General features: G+C 43.8%; 23 protein-coding genes. 7 read left to right on the top strand and 16 right to left on the bottom strand.

Annotated elements, in window-relative coordinates; all coding sequences use genetic code 11:
• Window positions 1-12: 12 nt before the first annotated feature.
• From GQF01_RS24350 to GQF01_RS24340, 3 genes are all read right to left on the bottom strand, one after another.
• Window positions 13-852, bottom strand: coding sequence for a carbohydrate ABC transporter permease (locus tag GQF01_RS24350; RefSeq protein WP_161409333.1), 840 nt, complete (start codon window positions 850-852; stop codon window positions 13-15).
• A 44-nt stretch (window positions 853-896) separates the two neighbouring features.
• Entirely contained in the window at window positions 897-1,802 is a 906-nt protein-coding gene (locus tag GQF01_RS24345) for a carbohydrate ABC transporter permease (RefSeq protein WP_161409331.1), read from the bottom strand.
• An 87-nt stretch (window positions 1,803-1,889) separates the two neighbouring features.
• Window positions 1,890-3,257: an ABC transporter substrate-binding protein gene (locus tag GQF01_RS24340; protein ID WP_161409329.1), complete on the bottom strand. Its 1,368-nt coding sequence runs from the start codon at window positions 3,255-3,257 to the stop codon at window positions 1,890-1,892.
• A 363-nt stretch (window positions 3,258-3,620) separates the two neighbouring features.
• On the opposite strand from GQF01_RS24340, the gene GQF01_RS36685 reads away from it, so the two are divergent.
• Entirely contained in the window at window positions 3,621-3,755 is a 135-nt protein-coding gene (locus tag GQF01_RS36685) for a hypothetical protein (RefSeq protein WP_268894379.1), read from the top strand.
• A gap of 156 nt (window positions 3,756-3,911) precedes the next feature.
• Here GQF01_RS36685 and GQF01_RS24335 read toward each other — a convergent pair whose 3' ends face one another.
• From GQF01_RS24335 to GQF01_RS24305, 7 genes are all read right to left on the bottom strand, one after another.
• Entirely contained in the window at window positions 3,912-5,459 is a 1,548-nt protein-coding gene (locus GQF01_RS24335; protein ID WP_161409327.1) for a L,D-transpeptidase family protein, read from the bottom strand.
• Between the two features lie 127 nt (window positions 5,460-5,586).
• The gene (locus GQF01_RS24330) at window positions 5,587-7,206 is read right to left on the bottom strand and encodes a stalk domain-containing protein (protein ID WP_161409325.1); all 1,620 of its coding nucleotides are present in this window, start codon (window positions 7,204-7,206) and stop codon (window positions 5,587-5,589) included.
• Window positions 7,207-7,231: 25 nt separating this feature from the next.
• Window positions 7,232-9,001 (bottom strand): FecR family protein, encoded by a 1,770-nt coding sequence (locus tag GQF01_RS24325; protein ID WP_235960457.1) that lies wholly within the window; start codon window positions 8,999-9,001, stop codon window positions 7,232-7,234.
• A 32-nt stretch (window positions 9,002-9,033) separates the two neighbouring features.
• Window positions 9,034-10,881 (bottom strand): adenylate/guanylate cyclase domain-containing protein, encoded by a 1,848-nt coding sequence (locus tag GQF01_RS24320; RefSeq protein ID WP_161409323.1) that lies wholly within the window; start codon window positions 10,879-10,881, stop codon window positions 9,034-9,036.
• Window positions 10,882-11,046: 165 nt separating this feature from the next.
• Window positions 11,047-11,280: a ferredoxin gene (locus GQF01_RS24315; protein ID WP_127454548.1), complete on the bottom strand. Its 234-nt coding sequence runs from the start codon at window positions 11,278-11,280 to the stop codon at window positions 11,047-11,049.
• Window positions 11,281-11,346: 66 nt separating this feature from the next.
• Complete coding sequence (mobB, locus tag GQF01_RS24310; protein WP_161409322.1) at window positions 11,347-11,853, bottom strand: molybdopterin-guanine dinucleotide biosynthesis protein B; 507 nt, start codon at window positions 11,851-11,853, stop codon at window positions 11,347-11,349.
• 7 nt (window positions 11,854-11,860) lie between these two features.
• Entirely contained in the window at window positions 11,861-13,162 is a 1,302-nt protein-coding gene (locus GQF01_RS24305; protein ID WP_161409321.1) for a DNA polymerase IV, read from the bottom strand.
• A gap of 213 nt (window positions 13,163-13,375) precedes the next feature.
• On the opposite strand from GQF01_RS24305, the gene cimA reads away from it, so the two are divergent.
• The gene (cimA, locus tag GQF01_RS24300; RefSeq protein ID WP_161409320.1) at window positions 13,376-14,995 is read left to right on the top strand and encodes a citramalate synthase; all 1,620 of its coding nucleotides are present in this window, start codon (window positions 13,376-13,378) and stop codon (window positions 14,993-14,995) included.
• A 58-nt stretch (window positions 14,996-15,053) separates the two neighbouring features.
• Here the strand turns inward: cimA and GQF01_RS24295 are convergent, their stop codons facing one another.
• Window positions 15,054-15,587, bottom strand: coding sequence for a TlpA family protein disulfide reductase (locus tag GQF01_RS24295; RefSeq protein WP_161409319.1), 534 nt, complete (start codon window positions 15,585-15,587; stop codon window positions 15,054-15,056).
• Between the two features lie 238 nt (window positions 15,588-15,825).
• On the opposite strand from GQF01_RS24295, the gene GQF01_RS24290 reads away from it, so the two are divergent.
• Both GQF01_RS24290 and GQF01_RS24285 read left to right on the top strand, forming a co-directional pair.
• Window positions 15,826-17,016 carry an MFS transporter gene (locus GQF01_RS24290; protein WP_328803540.1) on the top strand — a complete coding sequence of 397 codons (1,191 nt, stop codon included), beginning with the start codon at window positions 15,826-15,828 and terminating at the stop codon, window positions 17,014-17,016.
• Window positions 17,017-17,059: 43 nt separating this feature from the next.
• Window positions 17,060-17,485 (top strand): Mov34/MPN/PAD-1 family protein, encoded by a 426-nt coding sequence (locus GQF01_RS24285; protein WP_161409316.1) that lies wholly within the window; start codon window positions 17,060-17,062, stop codon window positions 17,483-17,485.
• Here GQF01_RS24285 and GQF01_RS24280 read toward each other — a convergent pair.
• The 3 genes from GQF01_RS24280 to GQF01_RS24270 are packed head-to-tail and all read right to left on the bottom strand — an operon-like array spanning window position 17,479 to window position 20,763.
• Window positions 17,479-18,213: an exonuclease domain-containing protein gene (locus GQF01_RS24280; protein WP_161409315.1), complete on the bottom strand. Its 735-nt coding sequence runs from the start codon at window positions 18,211-18,213 to the stop codon at window positions 17,479-17,481. The two genes, GQF01_RS24285 and GQF01_RS24280, sit on opposite strands and share 7 nt — an antisense overlap.
• Before the next feature lie 43 nt (window positions 18,214-18,256).
• Window positions 18,257-19,339, bottom strand: a complete 1,083-nt coding sequence (locus GQF01_RS24275) for a DUF294 nucleotidyltransferase-like domain-containing protein (RefSeq protein ID WP_161409314.1) — start codon at window positions 19,337-19,339, stop codon at window positions 18,257-18,259.
• A 38-nt stretch (window positions 19,340-19,377) separates the two neighbouring features.
• Window positions 19,378-20,763, bottom strand: a complete 1,386-nt coding sequence (locus tag GQF01_RS24270; protein ID WP_161409313.1) for an ammonium transporter — start codon at window positions 20,761-20,763, stop codon at window positions 19,378-19,380.
• A 304-nt stretch (window positions 20,764-21,067) separates the two neighbouring features.
• Here GQF01_RS24270 and GQF01_RS24265 point away from each other — a divergent pair, with 304 nt between their 5' ends.
• Both GQF01_RS24265 and GQF01_RS24260 read left to right on the top strand, forming a co-directional pair.
• Window positions 21,068-21,508: a MerR family transcriptional regulator gene (locus GQF01_RS24265; protein WP_145659229.1), complete on the top strand. Its 441-nt coding sequence runs from the start codon at window positions 21,068-21,070 to the stop codon at window positions 21,506-21,508.
• A gap of 21 nt (window positions 21,509-21,529) precedes the next feature.
• Window positions 21,530-22,222: a zinc metallopeptidase gene (locus GQF01_RS24260; protein WP_161409312.1), complete on the top strand. Its 693-nt coding sequence runs from the start codon at window positions 21,530-21,532 to the stop codon at window positions 22,220-22,222.
• Window positions 22,223-22,277: 55 nt separating this feature from the next.
• On the opposite strand, the gene GQF01_RS24255 is transcribed toward GQF01_RS24260, so the two are convergent.
• Window positions 22,278-23,162 carry a LysR family transcriptional regulator gene (locus GQF01_RS24255; protein ID WP_145659232.1) on the bottom strand — a complete coding sequence of 295 codons (885 nt, stop codon included), beginning with the start codon at window positions 23,160-23,162 and terminating at the stop codon, window positions 22,278-22,280.
• A gap of 160 nt (window positions 23,163-23,322) precedes the next feature.
• Between GQF01_RS24255 and tpx the strand changes: the two genes are divergently transcribed.
• Complete coding sequence (gene tpx, locus GQF01_RS24250; RefSeq protein ID WP_145659233.1) at window positions 23,323-23,841, top strand: thiol peroxidase; 519 nt, start codon at window positions 23,323-23,325, stop codon at window positions 23,839-23,841.
• Between the two features lie 48 nt (window positions 23,842-23,889).
• Here tpx and GQF01_RS24245 read toward each other — a convergent pair whose 3' ends face one another.
• Window positions 23,890-24,279 (bottom strand): DUF1499 domain-containing protein, encoded by a 390-nt coding sequence (locus GQF01_RS24245; RefSeq protein WP_161409311.1) that lies wholly within the window; start codon window positions 24,277-24,279, stop codon window positions 23,890-23,892.
• Window positions 24,280-24,411: the final 132 nt, after the last annotated feature.

Raw genomic sequence — 24,411 nt, 5'->3', positions numbered from 1 at the left:
AACAGTTTGCTGTTATTTCACCGCTCCAGCCGTAATTCCACTTGCGATTTGGCGTTGGAAGATGATATACACAATCAGGGTTGGAAGCGTTGTAATCAGTAGTCCTGCGAACAACGGCCCCCACTCCACACGATACTGCATTTCCGCTTGCATAACGGCAAGGCCGATGGGAAGCGTGTACTTCGTTGGTTCGTTGGTCAAAACAACCCCTAAGAAATACTCGTTCCAGTTATTGAGCATATTCGTAATCATAACCGTAATCAGTCCTGGCTGCGACAGCGGCAGCATGACTCGGAAGAATGTGCCGTAATGGGATGTTCCATCAATAATAGCGGCTTCTTCAATTTCTTTTGGCAGCGATTTGTAAAATCCAACCAGCAAGAAGATGCCAAATGGCAGGTTAAGCGCCGCATAGACAAGAATCAACCCGAGCCACGTATTGATCAATTGCAAATCATTAAGCAAGAAGAACAGTGGAATCAAAGCCAATGCGAAAGGAATCATCATTGAGGAGATATAAATCGTAAAGATGATTTTATTTCCTTTAAAATCGTACCTAGCTAAGATATACGCGGTCATCGCCGCAAGAATCATCCCAAGCAAGGTACTTCCTACTGTAACAACAATGGAGTTAAGGAAATAAGTGCTAAAGTTATATTTACTCCAGACATAGGAGAAGTTGGACCATAACAGCGGGATTTTGGGCAGCGCCCAAGGGGCATTCAGGAAAAATTGCTCATTATTTTTGAGTGCATCAAGCAGCGTCCATAACAAAGGATACAGGACGGCAACACTCCAGATTAGAAGAATGATCCAGACAAACGATTTGGCTAACGGATTTTTGATCTCCATAGATGGTTCCCCCTCCTTCGGAATCTTTCTTTTCTAAGATGACCTTAATGCATTTCGATTGCTTCTTGGCGCATAATACGCTGCAGGATAAGGGTTGTGATCAGTGAGACGATTAGAATCATAACACCGATGGCCGCTCCATAACCGAAATGATATTGTTGAAAAGCCATCCGATACAGGTAAGATCCCATCACTTGGGTTGTATTATCAGGCTGTCCGCCGTTCGTCATTAGCTGAACAATGACGAAGGAACCATTGAGCGTCGTAATAACAATGTTAACAACCGAAACTTTAATTTGCTCCCAGATGAGCGGCATCGTAATGTTGCGGAATTGCGACCATTGACCGGCTCCATCTATATTAGCTGCTTCATAATAGGAAGCAGGAATATTCACGATTGCAGCAATCATCAAGATCATATAGAAACCGATCCCAGCCCAGATTGTAGGCGGCAGTAACATCCAAATCGTATGCTGTGGAAAGCCTAACCAAGTAATATCCACCTTCTCACCTGTAAAAAGGGACAAGAAAGCATTCAGGAATCCAATTTGCGGATTGTAGATGAAGTTCCAGAGAACACCGATAACAACGACCGAGATGACATTAGGGATAAAAAAGATTGCCCGGAAAAATCCAGAGCCTTTCACTCTGAAGCGCGTCAAAGCAACAGCGAAAAACGTTGCCAGAATCATAATGCCAATCACTTTTCCAACGACTAAGAAATAATCATTGCCAATGGCTCTAAGAATAATGGGGTCTTTAAATATCTCTTTGAAATTGTCTAAACCGATGAACGTACTGTTTTCCGACATTCCTGACCAATCGTAGAATGACTTCTGCAAGGCCTGTATGACAGGGTAGATTGTAAACACACAGAAGAACAAAAAAGTCGGAATGATGAATGAAGCGATGAACATATTCCGTTTCCACACTTTTGACTTGGCCTTCATTCTATCCTCACCGTCCTATCATTAAAATGGCGGAGAACGCCTAGGGCACTTAGCCTTATTTGTTCTCCGCACTACCTTATTCAGTTCCTATTTCTTCTGCTTAGCTACGACATCCGTAACACGTTTTACCCACTCTTCAGGTGTAATTGTTCCGATTGTCAAAGCAACACTCGCATCTTGCATGGCTTTATCCACATCTGCTGCGAAGGAAACTGTAGGTACTACCACGGTGTCAGGTGAGGACAAGAATTTGGCAGCGTCTTTCACGAAGTTAGGTGCTTTGGAGGAAGAGATATCACCTTTAACGTTAGAAGGAGCACCGCTCAGCTCTGCCCATTGGGACGCTTGCGTTTTAGAGAATACGAACTGCATGAATGCTTTTGCAGCATCTTTGTTTTTCGCTTTTTTCGCGATAGCAAATGTCGCTGTGGACGTGTTCGCTACAACTTTTCCACCTTTATCTTGCGTGATGGAAGGGATGAATCCGAAGTCGAAGGAAGCAGGAACGTCTTTCGCCATTTCGTTTGGCAGCCATAGACCATTCGGGATGAAAGCGTCTTTGTGCTGCAGGAACAAGGATTGGGAATCCGTGTGATTGATTTGAACGGATGCTTTATCGATGAATCCTTTATCGCGTAATTGAACGATTTTGTTCAGACCTTTGATGATCGCAGGGTTTTTCCAAGCTTCAAGATTGTTTGTGGACATATCTTGCAGCAATTTGTAGTCATTGTTATTCGCCGATACGATGGCTGGGAATAGTACAGCGCCATTGATGTAGTAAGGGTATTTACCCGTGTGAATAAAAGGATTAATGCCTGCGCCTTTAATTTTTTCGCTTACAGCCAGGAATTCTTCAAAGTCTTTCGGCTCTGCCCAAGCTTTTTCTTTAAATAGAGCTTTATCGTAGAAAATACCCCATGAGCTCATGACGAAAGGAACGTTATAGATTTTGCCGTCAAACTCTTGTGGTTTTTGAGCAAGCAAATCCATAATTTTATCGCCGTCAACGTTTTTCGCGTCTTTGATCCATTCTGTCAAATCTTCCAGTTGACCATCTGTCACCATTTGGCGATCGAATAGCTCAGGTCCGTCGATATATACGAAATCAGGTGGAGTACCAGCGATCCAACGGGGTTTCATTTGTTCGTTGATTTTTGGTCCCGCACTTTCTTTAATTTTCAAATCTGGATTTGCTGCTTGGAAATCAGCAATAACTTTCTTCCACCATTTGTCGCCATATCCACCAACAAAGTATTGGATTTCAAAATCACCTGTTAATTTTTTCGCAGCTGCTGCTGTAGGTGCAGCGCTTGCTGTTGTCGCTGCGGCTGTAGGTGCCGTTGTTGCAGCTGGTTTTGTTGTTTCTGCCGGAGCAGCGGTTTTACCGCAGCCTGCTGCTACAAGTACCATCGATGCAGCCAAACCCATTGTTGACCATTTTTTCATATTCATGTGTTCATCTTCTCCCTTTTTTAATCTGTTTTGTTATTTGGAGTAGCGATTTCCCGGTTTACTAAGCTTCCGTCGTTTGTGCTACCAACCCCTTTCAGCTTTCAGCAGTTGAAAAAAATAAAAGGGCATAGTTATAGAAGAAGACTTGCATTCTTCTAATAACTAATGCCCTTACGGTAACATGTTATCAAAACTAACATATTCAATTGCTTTTGTTCCCTCATGTGACTAAATCTTACAACACAATGACATAGACGTCAATACATGTTTCAAAAATTTCCTTGTGCCTACTATATTCTATGTTCGGCCATACTTGTGATATGATAGATCATATCATTTAATTCTAAGTAAAGGGTGATTCCTATGTCCAAACGCAAACCAACAGCAGTCAATCGTAGAGCCAAAGAGGAAGTCAATAAGAAAGCCATCATTTGGACAGGCGCCATTTTGGTTGTTGTCATCGTAGCTATGACATTACTGCTCATTTTGGACAAATGAATGTAAATGAAATGATTGAATTCATCACATTTTGAATTGTAATCGCTTTCTTATTGAAAGTCAATAAAAATTCTTTGTTGTTTGAATAAGCAACGAATACCCCGCCTGAATCTGATTCCGGCGGGGTTTGCTTCGATTATTAGTAAGACAATAGAACTAATCCAACCACTTATATTTTTTGCCTGGATTGCTGTCATTTGTCTTCAGCGGCAGTCCGAAGGATTGATCTGGTTTCCCTCTTCCAGCACCACTGCCAGGGGACCCTCCCCCTTCGCCTGAACCAGGCTCAGGCAGTATCCCCTTGCCAATCGTCACTTTCGTTTGATGTGTCACCATGTCATAGAGTTCTTCAATGTCCGCCTGCTGCATGCGAACACAGCCGTGCGACTCATCTTTGCCGATGCTGGAAGGCTTATTCGTCCCATGAATAGCATACAGCGTATCGGATAGAGTCATACCTCGACTCCCAAACTCGCCGTTTGATTTGCCGTTCGGATTACGAACCTTTTCGCTAATGATAAAATCACCCTGAGGTGTTTTCTCACCGCCTAACCCAACAGGATAACTGCGAATGATCTTATCTCCGCTGACTAATGCGAGAACGTGCTTATCCGTATCAATCATAATTCTGAGCGGTTCACGCAAGGGATCGCTTGATGCTTTGGGCTGCGAACTGCTTGGCCCAGTAACTTCTTTGGCTCCTTGATTGGCCTGAGCTTGTCCCTCCAGTGGCTTCGTCTCCTGAGGTTGTCCTGGTTTCGCTGCATCAGCTTTCAACAACTTGAGCGTTTGCGGAAACAGCTCCTGCAGTTCTAGCGTAAGCCCTGGAAGCAAATTATCGGGATAGGGCTTGGATAGTTGATCAGCTGTCTCCGGCAGCGAACCCGTTTTTGCTTGATAAGCCTTCATCGCGCTTTGCAGCACAATCGCTTGCTCACGATCCTTCATCCATTGATCAATAACCGGAACAAGCGCCGAGCTATCGGCAATTTGACAGGAACATATTTGCGGCTGATAGTACTTCAAAGCAGATGAACTCCCGCCTCCGCCATCAGACGTCACACTTAGCAGCGGATTCACCGATCTGTTCCACTCAATCCATTTGCCATCTGCACTTCGCGGTGCTTGCATAATAACCGACTCTCCAGCGCTCGAGCTGGACGAAACAAGAACCTGCTGAAGCTTTTTTCCAAAGTCCCCTTCAGAGAAATATAACTTCGTCCCAGGTACAGCCGAATCTCCTTGCGTCTGATCTGGCTTCATCACAGCAAGCGCACTCGCGTCTTTGCTTGGATTTGCCTTTGCAGCTTCACTTGGCACGGCGTTCTTCGCAGAATCTATCGCGGCCGGAACTGCCAATAGCAGCAAAAGAACCAAGAGGGGCATCCACTTCCCTTTGCCCCTCACCCGACTCGTCATCTCCGCATTCTTGGCGGTCTTAGAGGCAGCAGATGGACTAGAAGGAAGCGGCCCTTCGATCGTTATTTTCTGCCGCTCAAAAGCCTCGTAAATCTCGCCAGACTGCGCAAAACAGTAGGCTGCCTTGCCTTCTTTTCCTTGCGCTGCGTATTCACGCCCTAGCAAATACCAAGCCATTTTATGATCAGGATGCTCTTTGACATATTTCTTAAGATACAGCGGATCCTCGATCGGATTATGCTGAAAAAAACGTTCCAGCTGATCTTGGCGATGATTATTTTTCATCTCGGATACCTCCCCGCGCGTACTTTGAGACTGACTCTCTCAAATTTATCGGCAGATGAGGCTTGGAGTTGAAGCTAAATTAAAAAACGAGCCTAACAAGGTTTCCCCCGTCAAGCCCGTTTGGCCTTTATTTCACAAAAGATAATGTACGTAATATCGCTGTTCGAGTTGAATCATCCCACTGAACGTCCAAACCGATCTGCTCTGCGAAGAAACGAATCGGTACATACGTCCTGTCTTGTTTCACATAGGGCGAAACGTCTGTAGCTTGCTTCACATCAACTTGTCCTGCTTGCTTAAGAACAACGCCAGTATCACCGATTGTCAGCTCTACAGTGGTGTTTCCTTTAACTAGCTGCACAACTTTTTTGCCCGCTTGTTCAGCATACTTGACTTCGTAACCAAAGGTTTCACTGATCGCGCGAACCGGAACCATCGTCCGACCATCCTGAATCTCAGGCTGAGCATCGAAAGAAATCGCTTTGTCGCCATGTACAACATTAATTCCCTGATTGGTTAAATTTGTTGGTAAATGATATGGCGTTATTTTACGGATTTTGTTGTTCGAAGCATCCGCAACGATTATATTTCCTTGAGCAGTTACAATTACATCACTAGGATTGTAAAATTCAGCAGCCCGCTCCACGCCGTCACTCTCACCCGTTTGAATCGTACCAGAAATCGTTGTCACTTTGCCATCCAGTAAATAACGAATCGCATGATTTAAGCTATCTGCAATCAAAACTCCACCTTCAGAAGTGACAGCGAGCCCTTTTGGAAAGTCAAATTTAGCTAGTAACGCCTCACCATCTGCATAGTCTCCACCAGCATATAGCTCATTTTTTTCATAAATCGAATTATTGCTTAATCGCGCTGTAGATCCAGCAACCGTCTTCACGGTGCCAGCTTGCAGATCTATATAACGCACACGCTGATTACCTGTATCGCTCACATATAGATTTCCTTTGCTGTCCAGTGCAAGACCCGCAGGCTCGTTGAACTTCGCTTCTGCCAAACTACCATCCTGATACTCGCCAGCAAATGACGCTTCACCAGGACGAATTATAATTGCACGAGTAGAAGCCGCATTGAGTGTTGAAACCGTGCCGTCCGTAGCAATTTTACGAATCACATGATTCAACGAATCTGCTACATACACAATTCCGTCAGCCGTTACCGCAACATCACTTGGATGATTGAAGCTTGCGGCCGATCCTTTGCCATCCTTCTTACCGGGAACACCATTTCCTCCAAGTGTCGTAACTTGCCCGTTCGTATCCACTTTTCGAACCGCATTATTCGCAGAATCCGCTACATACACATTCCCCTTGCCATCGACAGCCAATCCTGACGGCGCATTAAAGAATGCTTCCGGGGCTTTCCCATCAAGCAGTCCCCCTGTCGGGAAACCTAGGCTATTCGTGGTTACAACGATCTCCGGTCCTGCGAACGTCGTGACTTTGCCTCCCGAAACCTTACGAATAAGATGATTGCGAGTGTCTGCAATCAGAACACTGCCGTCAGGCAGCTGAACAACACTGCCTGGAGCACGGAATCCGGCTCTTAGCGCATCGCCATTCAAATCTTCAAAATCGCCAATTCCCGCGAAGGTGGTAACATCCGCAAGCATTTGGCCATTACTCGAACGCAGCGTATCCGCAGACAAACCTGCTGCCCACGCGGATGAACCGCCAAGTAAAGTTGCAGCCGCAAGCGATGAAATTAGTAGATATTTTAAGGGTTTCATAGGTTTCTCCTCATTCATAATTCAATTAAACACCGGCATGGATTTCTAGAATTGCAGGTTGAATGCTCGATTCAACAATCGGGATGATTTGAATGGAAGTTCCATTTTTACGCACAATAACAATTTTCCCAACACTCACCTCTTGATGTCCATAACCATTCATCGGTATGGTTACAAATTTTTGAGTGCCGGAAACCGCGATATTCGCTGCATCCCCGAAGCCTGTTACCGTATAAACTAACTCTTTTTGATTATCGCCCTCATATTCTTTGATATTCTGAGCGTAATTCGTATGGTTGTCTCGACCAAAAATCGTCCCATTTATAAGCGGCTTATCTGCACTGTAAAAAGTATTTGAACCATACAACAAATGGACTTCAACGCCATAAATATCATTAGACCCAACGAAATTACTCAAATTAACATCCAAGTTATACATATTCGAAATTTCATTTGCGCTTGTTTGATTTAATGTCGCTGTTAGACTTACAGACGGCACCGGGGTTTCAGGTGTTCCTGGGTTTGAGTCTCCTCCAGAACCGGAATCGCCGCCAGTCACAGGTGGTTTAGTGACTACGGTCTCGTTCAACTTCGCCAATGCATCTGCTTTAGCTTTTTCCTCAGCCGCCTTCTTATCCGCTTCAATCTTTTTCTTCTGCTCTTCCAGAAGTTTAAGCTGCGCTTCCAACTGTTTCTTCAGCTCAGCTAACTTTTTTTCCTGTTCGAGCTTAATTTTCAACTTCTCAGCTTCGAGTTTCTTCAACAGTTCTTGCTTTTGCTTCTCTTTTTCAGCATCAACACCCGCTGTTTTATCCAAATCCACAACTTTATTTAAATCTAATTTTTTGTTTTCCTGAGATATCTTTTTGTTTGCATCAGCAACGACTTTATCCATCGAAGATTGATCGAATTTATTTTCCGTCAAAGCTTTCTTGGCAATGTTGCCAACTAAGTTATCGAAGTTTTGTTTCACTTTATCGAGCTCTTCTTTGCTTTTCACAACTAGATTCTCGTCATCCGTTACTTTGCCTTCAGCAAGTTCTTTTGCTTTTTGGGCAATAAATTCATCATTCTCTTTATCAATTTCTGCTTTGTTCAGAATGAATTCTTTGATAACCTCAGGCGATGCCTGCTTAACGAAATCAGCCAGATCAAGGAAATCCACTTTCAATGACAAATCCTCCGTTTCATTTCTGGAATCAAGAGAAATTTGTTGTGTTGGATACAAATAGGTAACGGTTGTTTTCTGGTCCGAATCCTCGGTTGTCGTTACGGTAGAAGCAGAAACTTTACCTGCTCCAACGGCCATTTTGATAGCACCTGTTACCGGATCAACCATCACAAAGAACTGCGTCCCACGTACACCCATTACAGCCGTCGGAGTTTCAACTTCAAATTCATCATTAGAACCGGCTAATGATTTCACCTTAACCCACAACGAACCAGCCCAGACTTTGAGCTTGGACTTCTTGTTTCCATCCGAAGAATTGAGGTCGGACACATTGATTTCCGCATTTTCCCCCAAGGTTACATCGGCATCACCACTGCTCAAATTAAGCGTTACAGATGAGCTAGCACCTGTATAAATGGTATCACCTTGATTCAAACTCATACTTTCATAAACATCGTATGTTTTGGAGCCGCCGCCTTTTTTGACCGTTACTTCTCCTGATAATGACGATACCACAGCTACCCGAACGGTTTTAGCGTCTACAGGCTTCACAAGCAGCACGGAGATCAAACTAAATATCAAACTTAGGCTTACACATAATGAGACAAATGATTTCTTGGACATCCCCACACCGACTTCCTCCCTAGTTTCCAACTTTAAAGATTCCCGATAACTTCAAATACTGCCACGGGTTTTTCTTTTCCTTTTACCTTGATTTTACCGATAGACACTATTTCAAAAAGATCTTTGACCCGCTCATACGTCTGCTCGCTAATGAGAATTTGACCTGGCTTTGCATTGGATTCCAGACGTGCTGACAAATTCACGGTATCCCCGATCGCCGTATAGTCCAGACGCAGATCTTCGGAACCGATATTCCCGACGACAGCAGGTCCGCTGTTGATTCCTAGACCAAATTTCACACCAATCCCGTACTTCTCAATCAACTTCTGTTCAAGCCTATTTGCCTGTGACTTCATTTCGATCGCTGCGCGAACAGCCATTTCCGGGTGATTATCATACTCAATGGGAGCGCCGAACATCGCCATAACACCATCACCGATGAACTTATCAAGCGTTCCATTGAATTTAAAAATCGCTTTCGTACACACATCCAAATATTCGTTCAGAACTTGAATCACCTGCTCGGGTTCTAACTTCTCCGACATTGGCGTAAACCCGCGAATATCAACGAAAATAAGTGATATATCCTTGCGGCTTCCCCCAAGCTTGACATCTTCTCCAGATTGCAGCAATTCATCTACCACAGACTTCGAAACAAATCTACCAAATATCCCTGTTACCCGATTGCGCTCTTTACGCTCCTCCAGGTAATGACTTACTAATGACCATATGTATATTGTTACTAAGGCAAATTGCGGATAAACGAGTGGCGCAAAAGTTGAGCCTGCAATATAAAAAGCTAACCATACACCGCCATAAATCACGAACATGCCAATAAAAATAAAAAGTGCAGTCTTTCCTTTGAATCTCCCAAATAAGTAAATAGCTAATAACGAAATCAATAGAATTAGACCAATACCAACTGGTTTACTTGTGTCTTTATAAAATTTGCTTTCCAACAGAGTTTGAATCATATTGGCGTGTATTTCGATCCCAAACATTTTAACAGAACTGATCGGAGTAGGATATTCGTCCTGCATCGCTGTAACGAAAGGCCCAACCAATACAATGCTGCCCTGCAGAGGCAAAGGATTTTTGCTATTCATGACATCCACGAAAGATAGCATTTCGTATCCAGTAGTAGCATCGACTTTCTGTCTAGGCAACGTGAAAAACTCTGTTGTTACTTGATTTCTCTCATTCGTTGGCATAACAATGCTGCCGCGCTTCCATTCTCCCGTCACTTCATCTCTCTTAACCTTTTCTTTGTCGTCAAGAACTAGATTGGCAAGGGCGACACTGAAAGCTGGTATGAAAGTCCCGTTCTCATCTGGTAAACCAACTGGGAGTTTACGGGCTTTTCCATCCTTATCGACAAACACATTTATATGTGCCATCTGTTGTTTGTTCGTAGTTAAGGTTGCGGTTGGGTAATCAACTTTCTCAGGTACTAAATCTCCTGCTTGCTGCTGTTTGGAGGGGTAATTGATTTGAACGGGCAGGATAACATTATGATATTTGGCTAGTACATCAGCCAAAGCTTTATCGTCTGCGGGGTTTTTTGAAGGTTCAGCTAACACAACGTCTATGCCGATTGCGGCTGCGCCGGATTGCTCCAGCTTTTCTATCAATTGCGCGTAAGTTGTTCGGTCCCATGGGAATTTCCCGATTGCTTTTAAAGATTTCTCATCAATCTTAACAATTTTGATCCGATCCTCAGGTTGGCGTTCATCGACCGATTTGGCTTTACGCAACACATCTTGAAGGGGACCCTCAATAAAATAAAATAATCCGCTCGAGTTCACCGTGTAGAAATATGTCGACAATAGCAGTAACACAAGCCCTACTGCCAACGTATTGATCCATTTCTTTTTACCCATAAGAGCCTCCCCATGCATACTAGCTTCATTGTAAGATGGAGGGAAACAATTGGCAATGAATTGTTACAAAAAAATACAAATTGTAGCAAAAAAAAGCTCAGTCCCATGACAGGAACTGAGCTTTTTCGACATATATTGCGGATTCCTCCGCAAGTTAGGTTATGATTAGTTAAAAGGTGAATCCGCAACTTTGATGGAATCAGTTGGGCAGCCATCTTGTGCATCCTGTAGATCATCAAATAGATCTTCCGGAATTTCAGTTACCCCTTTGTTGCCATCTCCATCAAAAATCACTTCTGCCAAGCCCTCATCATCGTAATCATAGATGTCTGGTGCTGTAGCTCCGCAAGCGCCACAAGCAATACAAGTATCTTTATCAACGAATGTATACTTTGCCATAGTTTAACTCCTCCTCATTTTATCCTCATTGTAAAATATAATATAAATGAGGACAAAGTTCAAACCTTAAAATTGTTCTGCCTTAAAATACCTTTCAACAAAGTCAGCAAGAGCAACAATGTCATTCAAATCAAGCGTTGGCAAGGTTGAAACCTGAGAATCCAGCACTTCCATATCCGTTGCAATCGCAATAGGCTCCTGTTCTAGAGCTTTGATAATTTCACTCTGCTCTATTGTACGAAAAACAGCGATCTTTGGATGCTTTTCCCGCTTAAATCCTTCAACAAAAACATAATCCATGTGCGAAAAAGCTTTGATCTGCTCTTGCAGGTCAGGCTTGTTTTTTTTCTCAAAGACATGAATAGAGTCAATAGAAATTGTCACAACCGCTTCCGCGCCGGATTGAGCAAAAATTGTAGAATCAGCTCCGGGTGCTTCCTTATAGTGTCCATGAGCATCATGTTTCAATACGGCAATCTGTTTGCCGCGACGCTTCATCTCAATGATCAGTTTGGTAATCAGAGTCGTTTTTCCACTCCCGGAATATCCGGCAAAACCGATGCAATGTGCCATAGCTCCCTCACTTCTCCTCTTCCTTATGAAGCGGATTGTTCTTCAAGTGATCCATCTGCAAGGAAGTTCCCCTTGATTTATGATTTCTAATGAAAGCAGAAGGGTCGTCACTCATCATACCCGCGGTTAGAATGGCGTTCTCCCCAAACTTATCTCGCAGTCCATCCATGATCTTATTTAAATTTTCACGTTTTGGCTGCTTCTCATAGTCAAATAAATCAAGCTGCACGAATGTTTCTTCCTTGCTAGTTAGGTTTTGCACGGTAATCCCTAATAACCGGACGGGGTTCCCGTCTTCCCACTGATGATCGTACAACTGGCAGGAGGTTCTGTAGATATCATCCATATGCTCCGTCGGCGTTGGCAAAGTAACGGATCTCGTAATGGTCCTCATCTCAGGATCGCGAATGGTAATTTGGATCGTAGACGCCATCAATTCCTGCTTGCGAAGCCTCCTTGCCACCTGATCCGCAAGGTTCAAGAAAACACGGTGAATCTCTTTTCTTTCTATATAATCCCGTGGCAGCGTAGTTGTATGACCGATAGATTTACTTTGTTCTTGCTCTGGGTTAACGGGCGAGTTATCAATCCCATTCGCCGAACGCTTTAAGTGTGGACCCATAATACCAAAATGCTTACTCAGCAATAACTCGTCGCCTACTGCTAGTTGACCTAATGTAAAGATTCCCAGCTTCGTTAGCTTGTCCGCAGTCTTTTTGCCGATTCCATATAAATAGTTACATGGTTGATCCCATAAAACCTTAGGCACATCCCGCAGCCGCAGAACTGAAATTCCATTCGGTTTTTTCATATCCGAGCCCATTTTAGCTAATAATTTATTGGGTGCAACGCCGATGGAGCAAGGCAACTGCAACTCTTTCATAATCCTTAGCTGAATGGCTGAGGCAATTTCAAGCGGCGTACCAAACTGTTTGGAACCGGTAATATCAACAAAACACTCATCAATCGACATAGATTCAACCATTGGCGAATAGCTATAGGCGATTTGCATAAAACGTCTTGAAAACCCACGATATAATTCAAAATCAGGACGGATCAGAATCAAATCCGGACATATCTTCAATGCTTGCCTAACTTGCATGCCTGTCTTAATCCCAATCGATCGCGCAGCATAAGATGAAGTAACAATAATCCCTCGGCGGAGCTCAACACTCCCTGCAACTGCAATTGGCTTCCCTCTATATAATTCAGGCTCAACAGCCTCATGGACCGAACAATAGAACGCATTCATATCGATATGCAAAATAACTCTGCCTTGTTTGGGATAGTGATGCTCGATCGTCGTCATTTCACAACCCCTCCCATGATCAAAGACCTAGTATATAGCCAATTTCAGCATACAAAAAAATATTGTTTCAAGCAAACGCAATTTTGAGTTATGATGTCTTTACCCGTAATATTATGGTATAATCGTAAATTATACATTAGCGCTTTAAAGCAAGCATATTAACCTGCACATAAGCATCCAAGTCACTTTTGCTAGCTTTTGAAGGAGGAACCCATGCCAACATCAGTCAAAATCTTCGACACCACACTAAGAGACGGAACTCAAGGAGAAGGCATTAGCCTATCTGTTGAGGATAAAATTAAAATTGCCCGTAAGCTCGATGAGCTTGGGGTTCATTATATTGAAGGCGGATGGCCGGGCAGCAACAGCAAAGACATCGAATTCTTTGAGCGTGTCCGCGACATGAAGTTCACCAATGCCAAGATTACTGCATTCGGCAGCACTAGACGCAAAGATTCCATTGCATCTGATGACATTAATCTGAACAGACTTGTTGAATCTGGTGCGCAGGTAGCCACAATCTTCGGGAAGTCATGGGACTTCCACGTGCATACAGCTATCCAAACGACCCTCGAAGAAAACCTGGCTATGATCTATGACTCCGTTCTTTTTTTGAAAAGTTCCGGATTAGAAGTCATTTATGATGCAGAGCATTTCTTTGACGGTTACAAAAACAATCCTGATTATGCCCTGCAAACGATCAAAAAAGCGCAAGATGCCGGTGCAGACTGGATCGTATTATGCGACACCAATGGCGGCTCGCTCCCAGGTGAAGTTACAGCTATCGTGTCAGCAGTGAAGCAGCATGTAACGACGCCTGTTGGTGTTCATGCGCACAACGATTGTGAATTAGGTGTAGCCAACAGCCTTGCTGCCGTTCAAGCTGGCGCTAGACAAGTTCAGGGTACGATTAACGGCTACGGCGAGCGTTGCGGGAATGCCAATTTAAGCTCAATTATCCCTAACTTACAACTGAAGCTAGGATACGAGGTTATTTCCCCGGAACAGTTGAAAACTTTAACGCCAGTTTCAAGATATATCAGTGAAATCGCCAACATGCATATGCCGATCAATCAGCCTTATGTCGGCAACGCTGCATTCGCTCACAAAGGCGGTATTCACGTATCTGCGATTCTTAAGGATGCAAGTACGTATGAGCACACGAAACCTGAGTTCGTCGGCAACAAGCAGCGCGTCCTTGTCTCAGAGCTTGCCGGCCAAAGCAATGTGCTTGTCAAAGCGCAAGAGCTGAACTTAGACTTTGACAGAGAGCACCAGAAAACCAAAGAAGTGATTGAGAAGATTAAAGATCTAGAGCATCAAGGCTACCAATTCGAAGGTGCGGACGCGACACTAGAACTATTGCTGCGCGAAGCTTTCGAAGGACTTGAAGAGATTTTTACCTTGGAATCGTTCAAAATGCTTGTTGAGAAATCAGCGAACCAATCCGTCGTATCCGAAGCCATCGTTAAAGTTAAGGTTCATGGTGAGACGATCTACACCGCGGCAGAAGGCAACGGCCCTGTCAACGCCTTGGATAACGCTCTACGCAAAGCGCTTATCCAATACTACCCAGACATCAAGAACATTCATCTTTCTGACTATAAAGTTCGTGTCCTTGATGAAAAAGACGCAACAGCTGGTAAAGTTCGTGTCCTCATGGAAACAACAGACTTTAACACAACGTGGAACACACTTGGGGTGTCCAGTAACATCATCGAAGCCAGCTGGTATGCGCTTGTGGACAGCTTACGTTATGCACTCATCAGCAGACAACGTGTTGAGCCGGCCAACAAAGAGCAGAACGAGCGGCTCGGTTTGATCAATCACTAAGACTCACAAACAGACAAAAGCTGCAAATTGGCCTCGAGGCTAACTTGCAGCTTTTTTATTATCCCTTGATGAGACCCGCAATCTTTTTATCCAGCTCTTTTGGCGAAAGCACATGAATTACTTCGCGAACGACGCCATTCTTATCAATCAGAAAGCTAGTTGGAATCGCAACGACCCGGTACGTATCTGCGTTCGTTCCTTGCTTATCCAAAAGCACTGGGAAAGGATATTTATACGTTTCCACGAACTTTTTGATATTCTCCATTTTATCCCCAGGCGTCACGTTCACCGCATACAAATCAAATTGTCCTTCGTATTTGTTATATACATTCACCAGATCTGGCGCTTCTTCCTCACAAGGACCACACCAGGACGCCCAGAAATTAACGAGCAAAGGCTTCTCACGCGGACCGCCAATCGTGTACGCCTTCCCATCAAGCCCTGTCAAGGTAAACGAAGGGGCTAGGAAATTCACCTGTGGAGCTTGCTCAGTCGGCATTAGGGTTTGTTTATTCTTATGCTGGGCATTTTGGTAGATCGCTATCCCGGCTAATAATACGACCAAGACGATTACAAATACATTCTTCTTCAAAAATGTGTTCACCTCCACTGTCTATATTATCTCCAATTCAGTCCAATTTCCAACATCAACATCTCAATAAAGTATGCTTTCCCCATTTATGGGAAAAGTAATTCTATCAATTGCTCGGAAAGGAATCATCAAAGTGAATAAAGTTGCAACAACCAACGTCAAAACCAAAAACCGATTTAGTGACCGTGACAGCAACGGCTCCAACAAAGCTTCAAACAACAAATCAAGCAAAGGCACCATTTGGCAATATATCGCGCTAGCAACAATTCCTTTGGTTCTCGTTTTAGGGAATTCCATGTTAGTTCCCATTTTACCTGATCTACAGGAAAAGATGGGCATCTCCCGCTTTCAGAGCTCTCTAGTCATTACCCTATTCTCCATCGCAGCAGGCATCATCATTCCGGTGTCAGGGTACTTATCAGACCGTTTCACACGTAAATCAGTCATCATTCCATCGCTCATCGTGTATGGAGCAGCTGGCGTCCTAGCTGGCTTTGCGGCTGTTTGGAACTCTTATACCATCCTTATCATTGCACGCGCCATACAGGGCCTTGGAGCGGCTGGTACAGCCCCTATTGCCATGGCTCTTGTTGGTGATCTGTATAAAGGAGGAGATGCAAGCAAAGCTCTCGGCCTCATAGAAGCTTCCAATGGAGCAGGCAAGGTAGTTAGCCCCATATTAGGCTCTTTACTTGCTCTAATCGTCTGGTATGCTCCATTTTTCGCATTTCCGATATTTTGCGTATTAGCCTTGCTGGCTGTTATTTTTATGATCAAAGAACCTCCTAATGAGAAAAAAGCTGAACCTCTTGGCGTCTACTTAAAGCAAATCAGAGATATCCTGCGGGAAAAAGGGCAATGGCTCATTCCGGCTTTTTTCGCTGGGTCGATCACTCTTTTCATACTCTTCGGCGTTCTCTTTTATTTATCTCAAATATTAGAGGAAGAACCTTATAGTATAGAAGGAATCCGCAAAGGGTTCGTGCTTGCCGTCCCCCTGCTTTGCATGGTCATAACCTCGTACACAACCGGCGCTAAAATCAAACAAAATGGCACCATGATGCGTTGGTTAATGAATATTGGACTGATCTTGATGACAGTTTCCCTAACATTAGCAATCTTTCTCAACACGAATCTATATGTATTCATTGGATTACTATCGCTTAGCGGAATTGGAACTGGCCTCCTGCTTCCCTGTCTAAACACTATGATCACCGGTTCTGTAGAACGTGACCAGCGCGGTATGATTACGTCCTTGTACAACAGCCTTCGCTTTATCGGCGTCGCATTCGGTCCGCCATTATTCGGATGGCTCATGAATGTCTCACACAAGACGTTGTTTATAACAGTAGCTTCAATGGCTCTTCTTATGTTAGCGCTCGTCTTTTTCTGCATCAAACCTAATGAAGTACTGAAAGAAAAAGCATGATATACTAGCCTCAATCTTAGTCATTCATAAGGTGGGAGCGCTAATGATCGTATTTTTACAAAGAGAACTCTATACTCATCTGCTTCAATACAGCCAGCAGAAAATGCCAGAGGAAGCGTGCGGTCTCATTCTAGGCGAGCTATCGAATTCAAATGGAGAGCTGCTTGCCTCTTCCTTTGTCCCCATGCGGAATTGCTCCACTAACCCTCGAACGCATTTCGAGCTCAGCCCTGTGGAGATGATTCCCTTCCTAACAAATAGCCAAAATCCCGTGATTGGCTTGTTCCACTCACACCCGACGGCTCCGGCAATCCCATCCGCCGCGGACCTTCAGACCCTTTGGCATACGATTCCTACTCATTGGATTCTGTCTTTCATGCATCCAGATAAGCCCGAGCTGCTGCTTTACCAAATAAAAAAAGCCTCATCGACCAGCTATCACAAACTCGCGTTTGTAATAGGTCAATGATGGCTTAAGAGCGCATATAGATCACCTAATGTATCTACATTCCGTGCTTTAATTTCCTCCATAAATCTAGACCACAGCTCTGCTGTCATGAGGGAGTCCTCTAGGGCATGATGACGCTGAGTTATCGGAATTTCATAGGCATGCAGCAAGGAATCCAAACTTAAATTTTTCCTTTTAGGCATCAACCACTTGGCAATCATCATCGTATCGAGAACGCGATGAGACAAGCTGACCTTAGAAGTACGCCAGAGTGCAGAATTCAGAAAGTTTTTATCATGACCTGTTGCATGTGCAACGAGAATCCGCTGCTGTACAAATTCCAGAAAATCACTCAAAACACCGATCAGTTCAGGCGCATCCGCCACCATTTCATTCGTAATCCCTGTTAATTCAATAATGTCTTCCGGGATTTTACGTTTCGGATTTACCATACTATAGAAGGTATGATCCTTCTGAACTTCACCACCAATGACGGAGACACCGCCGAACGAAATAATTTCATCACCGTTATAAGGAGAAAAGCCTGTTGTTTCCAAATCAAAAACGACAATTTCCATTGCGTGCAGCGGTATTTCAAACAGGGAATCCTTCCGCTGTTCTTTTAACATGGAGCGAATAAAAGCCATCTGCTGGGCACTTTGCACATCAAACATAGAGGTTATTGCTGGTGTCAATCCCCCCATTTTGTATAACTGCCACATACGTCCGCCAGGTCGCATATCTTTCATCCCATCTCACCTCTCCAGCACTAGAAAATGCACTCCGATCCATCTAACCTTTTTCTCTCTCTATGTGCGAAACAATCGACTTTTTCACATATTTCTGCAATTCAATCCCTGCACGTAAACATTGCTTTAATTCCTGTTTAACTTCCTTGGTCAATTGATCTGCAGCTAACTTCCCACGGGTTGTATACATCTCATCTTCCATTTGGAACGGAGTCAAATCCCTAAGTTTAAGCGCAACACCAAATGCCTCTAACCATTCATCCGCTAGCTGATCTGGAATAAACCCACTATCCTTTAACTGCTTTATCCTTTGTGTCGTGGATGAGTGCATAATTCCAGCTTGGATAGCGAGCAGGCGAATCCCATTTACAATAGGAATATAAGCGCCATATTTGATATCAAAACCACCTGCATCTTCCCCATACCTCTCGGTAATTAACTGGCCGAAGACACCTAACGATATCTTGTGGTGGAGTGTGTTCGACAATAAATAGTTCAAAATACTCGAATTCTCCTGAACATAGGTTAAAAATGTGCCTCTCAGTTGATCGACCAACTTTTGCGATCCGTATATACACCGCATATCCGCCATGATGAGCAGATAACGGATATTTTCCCAATCCGGTTCCTGCAACCATTCCAGCATCATTCGGGTATACCCCGTTAACGGCTTACGCCATTGTTTATTACTAGAAACAACATTACCTTCACACGGTGGGTACCCTAACGCATCTAAACCTTGTAAGATACAATCAACCAATTTAATGAAGTATTCTTCCACTTCTTCCTCTTGATGCTTTTCGCTTTCCGCATATACAAGCCCGTTGTCCTGATCACTCCAAAGTGTTTGTTCACTTCGTCCTCCGCTTCCGAACAATATAAAAGCATACGGCACAGGAGGTTTCCCAAAACCTTCATCTTCTAATATGTGTTCAGCAAGCTCAATCGTCCTCTGTATAAAAGCATCATGAATGGCGTTTACTTTTCGTCCTAATTCAGGTGTATGAGAGAAAAGGAGATGCTCCCGAAACATCTCATGCACCTGATCTCTGGTTATTCGCATCTCATCGAACTGTTCCGATAGATAGATACGCTCCAGGATCTGTTCCATTGAGAGATGTTTCATGTTGCATCCCCTTTGCCCAAGTAGAAAGTTATGTGATATTAAACGGACACGCCGTTTTGAGCTGCTTTTTTCATTTGTTCTGGGTAGCCGTATGAACCATGTTCAGACAAATCCAGACCAATGATTTCTTCTTCTTCTGTTACACGTAAACCAACTGTAGCTTTAAGAATTCCTAAGATAATGAAGGAAAGAACAAGCACGAATGCTAATGCTCCGAAAACACCAAGCGCTTGAATACCTAATTGGTGCAAACCGCCACCGTAGAATAACCCCGCACCACCTACACCAACTTTAGCAGAAAGTTCAGGCGTTGCGAATAGACCCGTGGAAAGTGTACCCCAGATACCAGCGATACCATGTACAGAGAAAGCGTAGATTGGATCGTCGATACCCGCTCTTTCAAACCATTGTGCTGTGAAGAATGTAACGATACCTGCCACTGCTCCGATAACAATTGCTGCCCAAGTGTCTACGAACGCACAAGCTGCAGTAATCGCAACAAGTGCCGCAAGAACACCGTTCAACATGCTAGGAATATCAGCTTTACCAAAGTACATCCAAGATATAATCAGTGCTGCAACGCCGCCTGCCGCAGCAGCCATATTCGTTGTCAACGCGATATAACCGAAGAATCCATCATTCATTGCACTTAGTGTACTACCTGGGTTGAATCCGAACCAACCGATCCAAAGGATGATAACACCGAGAACAGACAACACTTGGTTATGACCAGGAATAAGGTTTGGCGTTTTATCTTTATTATATTTGCCAATACGTGGTTTTAACAAGATTGTTGCTACCAAAGCTGCTGTCGCACCTTGTAAGTGAACGACTGTTGAACCCGCGAAATCTTGCATACCAAGCTTGCTCAACCAGCCGCCGCCCCATACCCAGTGAGCAACGATTGGATAAATAACTACAGTGAACAGAATTCCGAAGATAAAGTAAACCGGAAGCTTTGCTCTTTCTGCAAATCCCCCCCAAGCAATCGCCAAGGATACACCTGCGAAAGCTAGTTGGAATAAGAACTTGATGCCGATTGGCACATCAGAGAAGGATAAGGAACCGAATGACGCTGCAGCTTGATCTTCCAAGCCTGTAACGAAGAACCCTGTTGTCCCGAAGAAAGCATTTCCGTCACCGAAGGCGAAACCGAAGCCAACAGCCCAGAAAGCAATAGCACATAATCCGAATGTTAAGATTGTTTTACCGGCTACGTGACCGGCATTTTTCATTCTAGTCGACCCTGCTTCTAATAAGGCGAAACCAGCTTGCATGAAGATTACTAAAATTGCGGCTAACATGACCCAAACGGCATCGATTGCACTTTGCAATTGGGGCACTGTTGCTTCATCTGCGGCAAATGCGAGAGTAGGGAACAACAAGGCCATGACACCAAAAGCTAACAACAACTTCTTAACCATACGACCACTTCCTTTAATGTTAGATTAAATAACATGTAATGAAACTCTTAATGTCATTATATACAGGTTATATGGGTTTGACAATAGGATTTTCTCTAAAAAAATGAAAAAAACGAAAAATAACCTGACATCGAACAGGCATAATTCGTGTTTTCGTTAATTTTTAGTTAAAAATGTTAAGATTCCTATCTTATAACCCCTGTCAGGTATAATAAGCATCACGTTTGACTGTACGGTTTATAATCAGGTATCATTATTATAGAAGCAATTTATTATATGACATTGGAGTAGGGGTGAATGAAACATGGAGAATGAGAAGCTATACAAAATCGGAGAACTAGCCAAACTTGCCGATGTTAGTTCTCGAACCATTGATTACTACACCAAGCTTAACTTAATCGAGCCAGAGAAGAGATCCGATACGAACTACCGCCTTTATAGCGATGAAACTTTGAATCGACTTAAACGTATTGAAACAATGAAGAACGAGAAGTATACCTTAGAGGAGATCAAAGCAAACTTACAACAATGGAGCAAAGTATCCCCGGATGATACAGTGAGAGATAAGCTGACATCTATCCAGCTTCATCTTGAACAGTTAATGAAGGAAGCCAAAGAACTTGGGCCAATCATCCAACAGCTGAAGCCAAATCAACTTAAAAAGCTTTATCGCATACTTACGCAGCCAACTGCAGCATGCATTGAAGCGTTAATTGTTCTTCTAGGTAAAAATCCGTTCTCATAACGAATTACGGAGGCGTGTGAAATGTTATTTTTTCACCCAATGGATTTTCTCATTATTATTGCATTCGCTCTTTCTTTGTGGGCTTCGTTCAGAGTTCGCGGAACCTTCAACAAATGGTCTAGTGTCCCTGTCTATTCAGGTATGACAGGCGCTCAGGCTGCACGCCGGATGCTAGATGCCAATGGGCTCTACGATGTCCCTGTTGAAGCCGTACGAGGCACGTTAACAGACCACTATGACCCGATGGCTAGAGTTGTGCGTCTATCAGAGCCTGTCTACTATCAAAGCTCCATATCAGCCATTTCCGTCGCCTGTCATGAAGTTGGGCATGCGATTCAGCACAAAGTACATTATCCAATGCTCGTTGCAAGACATTACATGTTCCCAGTCGTGAACTTTGCATCTGGTGTCGCCCCTCTCTTAATAATAGCTGGCTTCTTGTTCCAACAGATTCCATGGCTTCTCGGTCTGGGCATTATCTTTTTCGCAGCAGCAGTCGCCTTTCAACTAGTCACTCTGCCAGTTGAATTCAACGCTAGCTCCAGAGCCCGCAATTTGATGGTCTCCGAAGGCTTCATCTCCAATCAAGAAGAACGCGGAGTAGCCAAGGTCCTCAACGCAGCGGCCCTGACTTATGTCGCGGCAGCGTTAATTTCCGTACTGGAGTTACTGAAATATGTCATGATATTTAGCGGTCGCAACAACGACGATTAATAAAGAAAGCTCTCCATGGTGCTGCAGCGTAAGCAGCGCACAAGGAGAGCTTTTATTATTGGAAATACTCTTGCAGAAAGCGTCTGAAAACTTCAGCTACTAATGGAAGCTTCTCGCCTTTCCGGCTTATCAAACCAACTGTACGAGTCACCTGCGGATCCGTAACACGGATTTTGGCAGGCTGCATTTGCCCGCCTTCTATTAACGCCATCGCAGGCAACAAGCTAACCCCCATCCCCGCGGCAACGAGACCACGAATTGTGTCCGTCTCTTCTCCCTCAAATTCAATTTTCGGGACGAACCCCGCCTTCAAGCATGCCTCCATGACAATAGAGCGCAGCGTATATTCTTCACTAAACATTACAAAATTCTCATGTTTCAACTGCTCGAGTCGAATCGATGTGTAATCAACAAGGATATGATTGGCTGGGATAATCGCATACAATTCTTCAGTCAGTAATAATTCACCTGTCACATGCTCGTGTGACTCTGGAAATGGCGAGATAAATGCGAGATCAATCTCACCTTTCGTTACATCCCGAATCAAAGACGTGTACGTCCCTTGCCGAAGTCGAAATTTAACATTAGGATGATCTTTTTTAAAAGACGCGACAACAGCAGGCAGCAGATTAATGACCATGCTGTGCGGAAAACCAATCCGAATTTCCCCTGCCTCCGGATCGAGAAATTCATGCATCTCACCAACAGCGCGCTCCAAATCCGTCAATATCCCCTCGATGCGGCTTAGAAATAAGTGACCAACCGATGTCAGATGCAGATTACGTCCCTTTTGAACAAATAAATTTACGCCAAGTTCCTCTTCCAATAGATGAATTTGGCGGCTAACAGCCGACTGAGCCACATGCATTTCTTCTGCGGCTTGCGTTACGTGCTGCTTTCTTGCAACTTTCACAAAATACTGCAATTGTCTTAATTCCACTTGGATGAATCCCCCGACTTTTCTTACAGGATTACGAATCTGTCAACATTTTATGCATTTAAATTATAGCCTCACATCTTCAATTGGACAACCTAACTTCAAAAAGCTTATAATGAAAAAGTTGTTAAATTGCATGGAAATCAAAGGAGGAACTGTTCAAATGGCTCAAGACCGTACTGGTGTTGCTACAATCAAAGGCAATCCGATCACCTTGGTAGGACCTGAAATTAAAGTAGGTGACAAAGCACCTGACTTCACTGTTAACAAAGACTTGATGACACAAGTAACCTTGGCAGATTATGCTGGTAAAGTAAAACTGATCAGCGTAGTTCCATCCTTGGACACAGGCGTTTGTGACGCACAAACTCGCCGCTTCAATGAAGAAGCAGCTGGCCTTGGCGATAATGTTACTGTACTGACAATCAGCGTTGACCTTCCTTTCGCACAATCCCGTTGGTGTGGCGCAGCTGGAATCGATAAAGTTATCACTTTGTCCGATTACAAAACAAAATCCTTCGGTGAAGCATATGGCGTATTGATCAAAGAACTTCAACTTGATATGCGTTCAATCTTCGTTATCGATGCTAACGATACCGTACAATACGTGGAATACCTGGGCGAAATGACTGCTCACCCTAACTACGAAGCAGCTGTTGCAGCTGTTAAAAAATTAATCTAATAGAAACAAATAAAACAGCAAGGAGGCCAAGCTTCCCTGCTGTTTTTATTATCCTTCAATCTTATATTGAGCTAGTTTACGGTCTAATTGTTTATAAATATCTATAATCGTACGGTAGTTGGAACCTAGGTCCCCCATCGAGCCGCGGGATGCTGAATATATATCCACTGCCGTTTTCACGGGATTAATCCCGAACAGTGTCAAAGTAACATCCTGTGTCCTGCCTGTCATTGTTTTGCGTTCAGCGAGAATCTCGCCTACACTTTGGACTTCGTGGAGCAGCTTATAACCTGGTGTCTTCTTCAAAACAGCCGTGACCTCTTCCCAAACTTGCTCTTTGGAAAGCTTATAATACCTTGTTTTAAGCAAAGGATCTTTGGCTTTATCTCCGGTCGTTTCGTGACTGCGAAGTAATCCGATTAAAGTTCTCTTAAGCAAAAGCCTTTTCCCCCTTCAATGAAGTGCATTTAGACCGCTTGCCTTCTCTACACTGTCCTCTATATTACCACTGTTTAGGAATAAGAAAAAGAGGGAAAATGAAAACGATAGGATTACTCCACAGCCTTCCTG

It is taken from the genome of Paenibacillus silvestris (assembly GCF_009882985.1).
Lineage (GTDB): Bacteria > Bacillota > Bacilli > Paenibacillales > NBRC-103111 > Paenibacillus_E > Paenibacillus_E silvestris.
The sequence above is the reverse complement of the archived record's forward strand: the minus strand, read 5'-3'. Positions and strand labels throughout refer to the sequence as shown.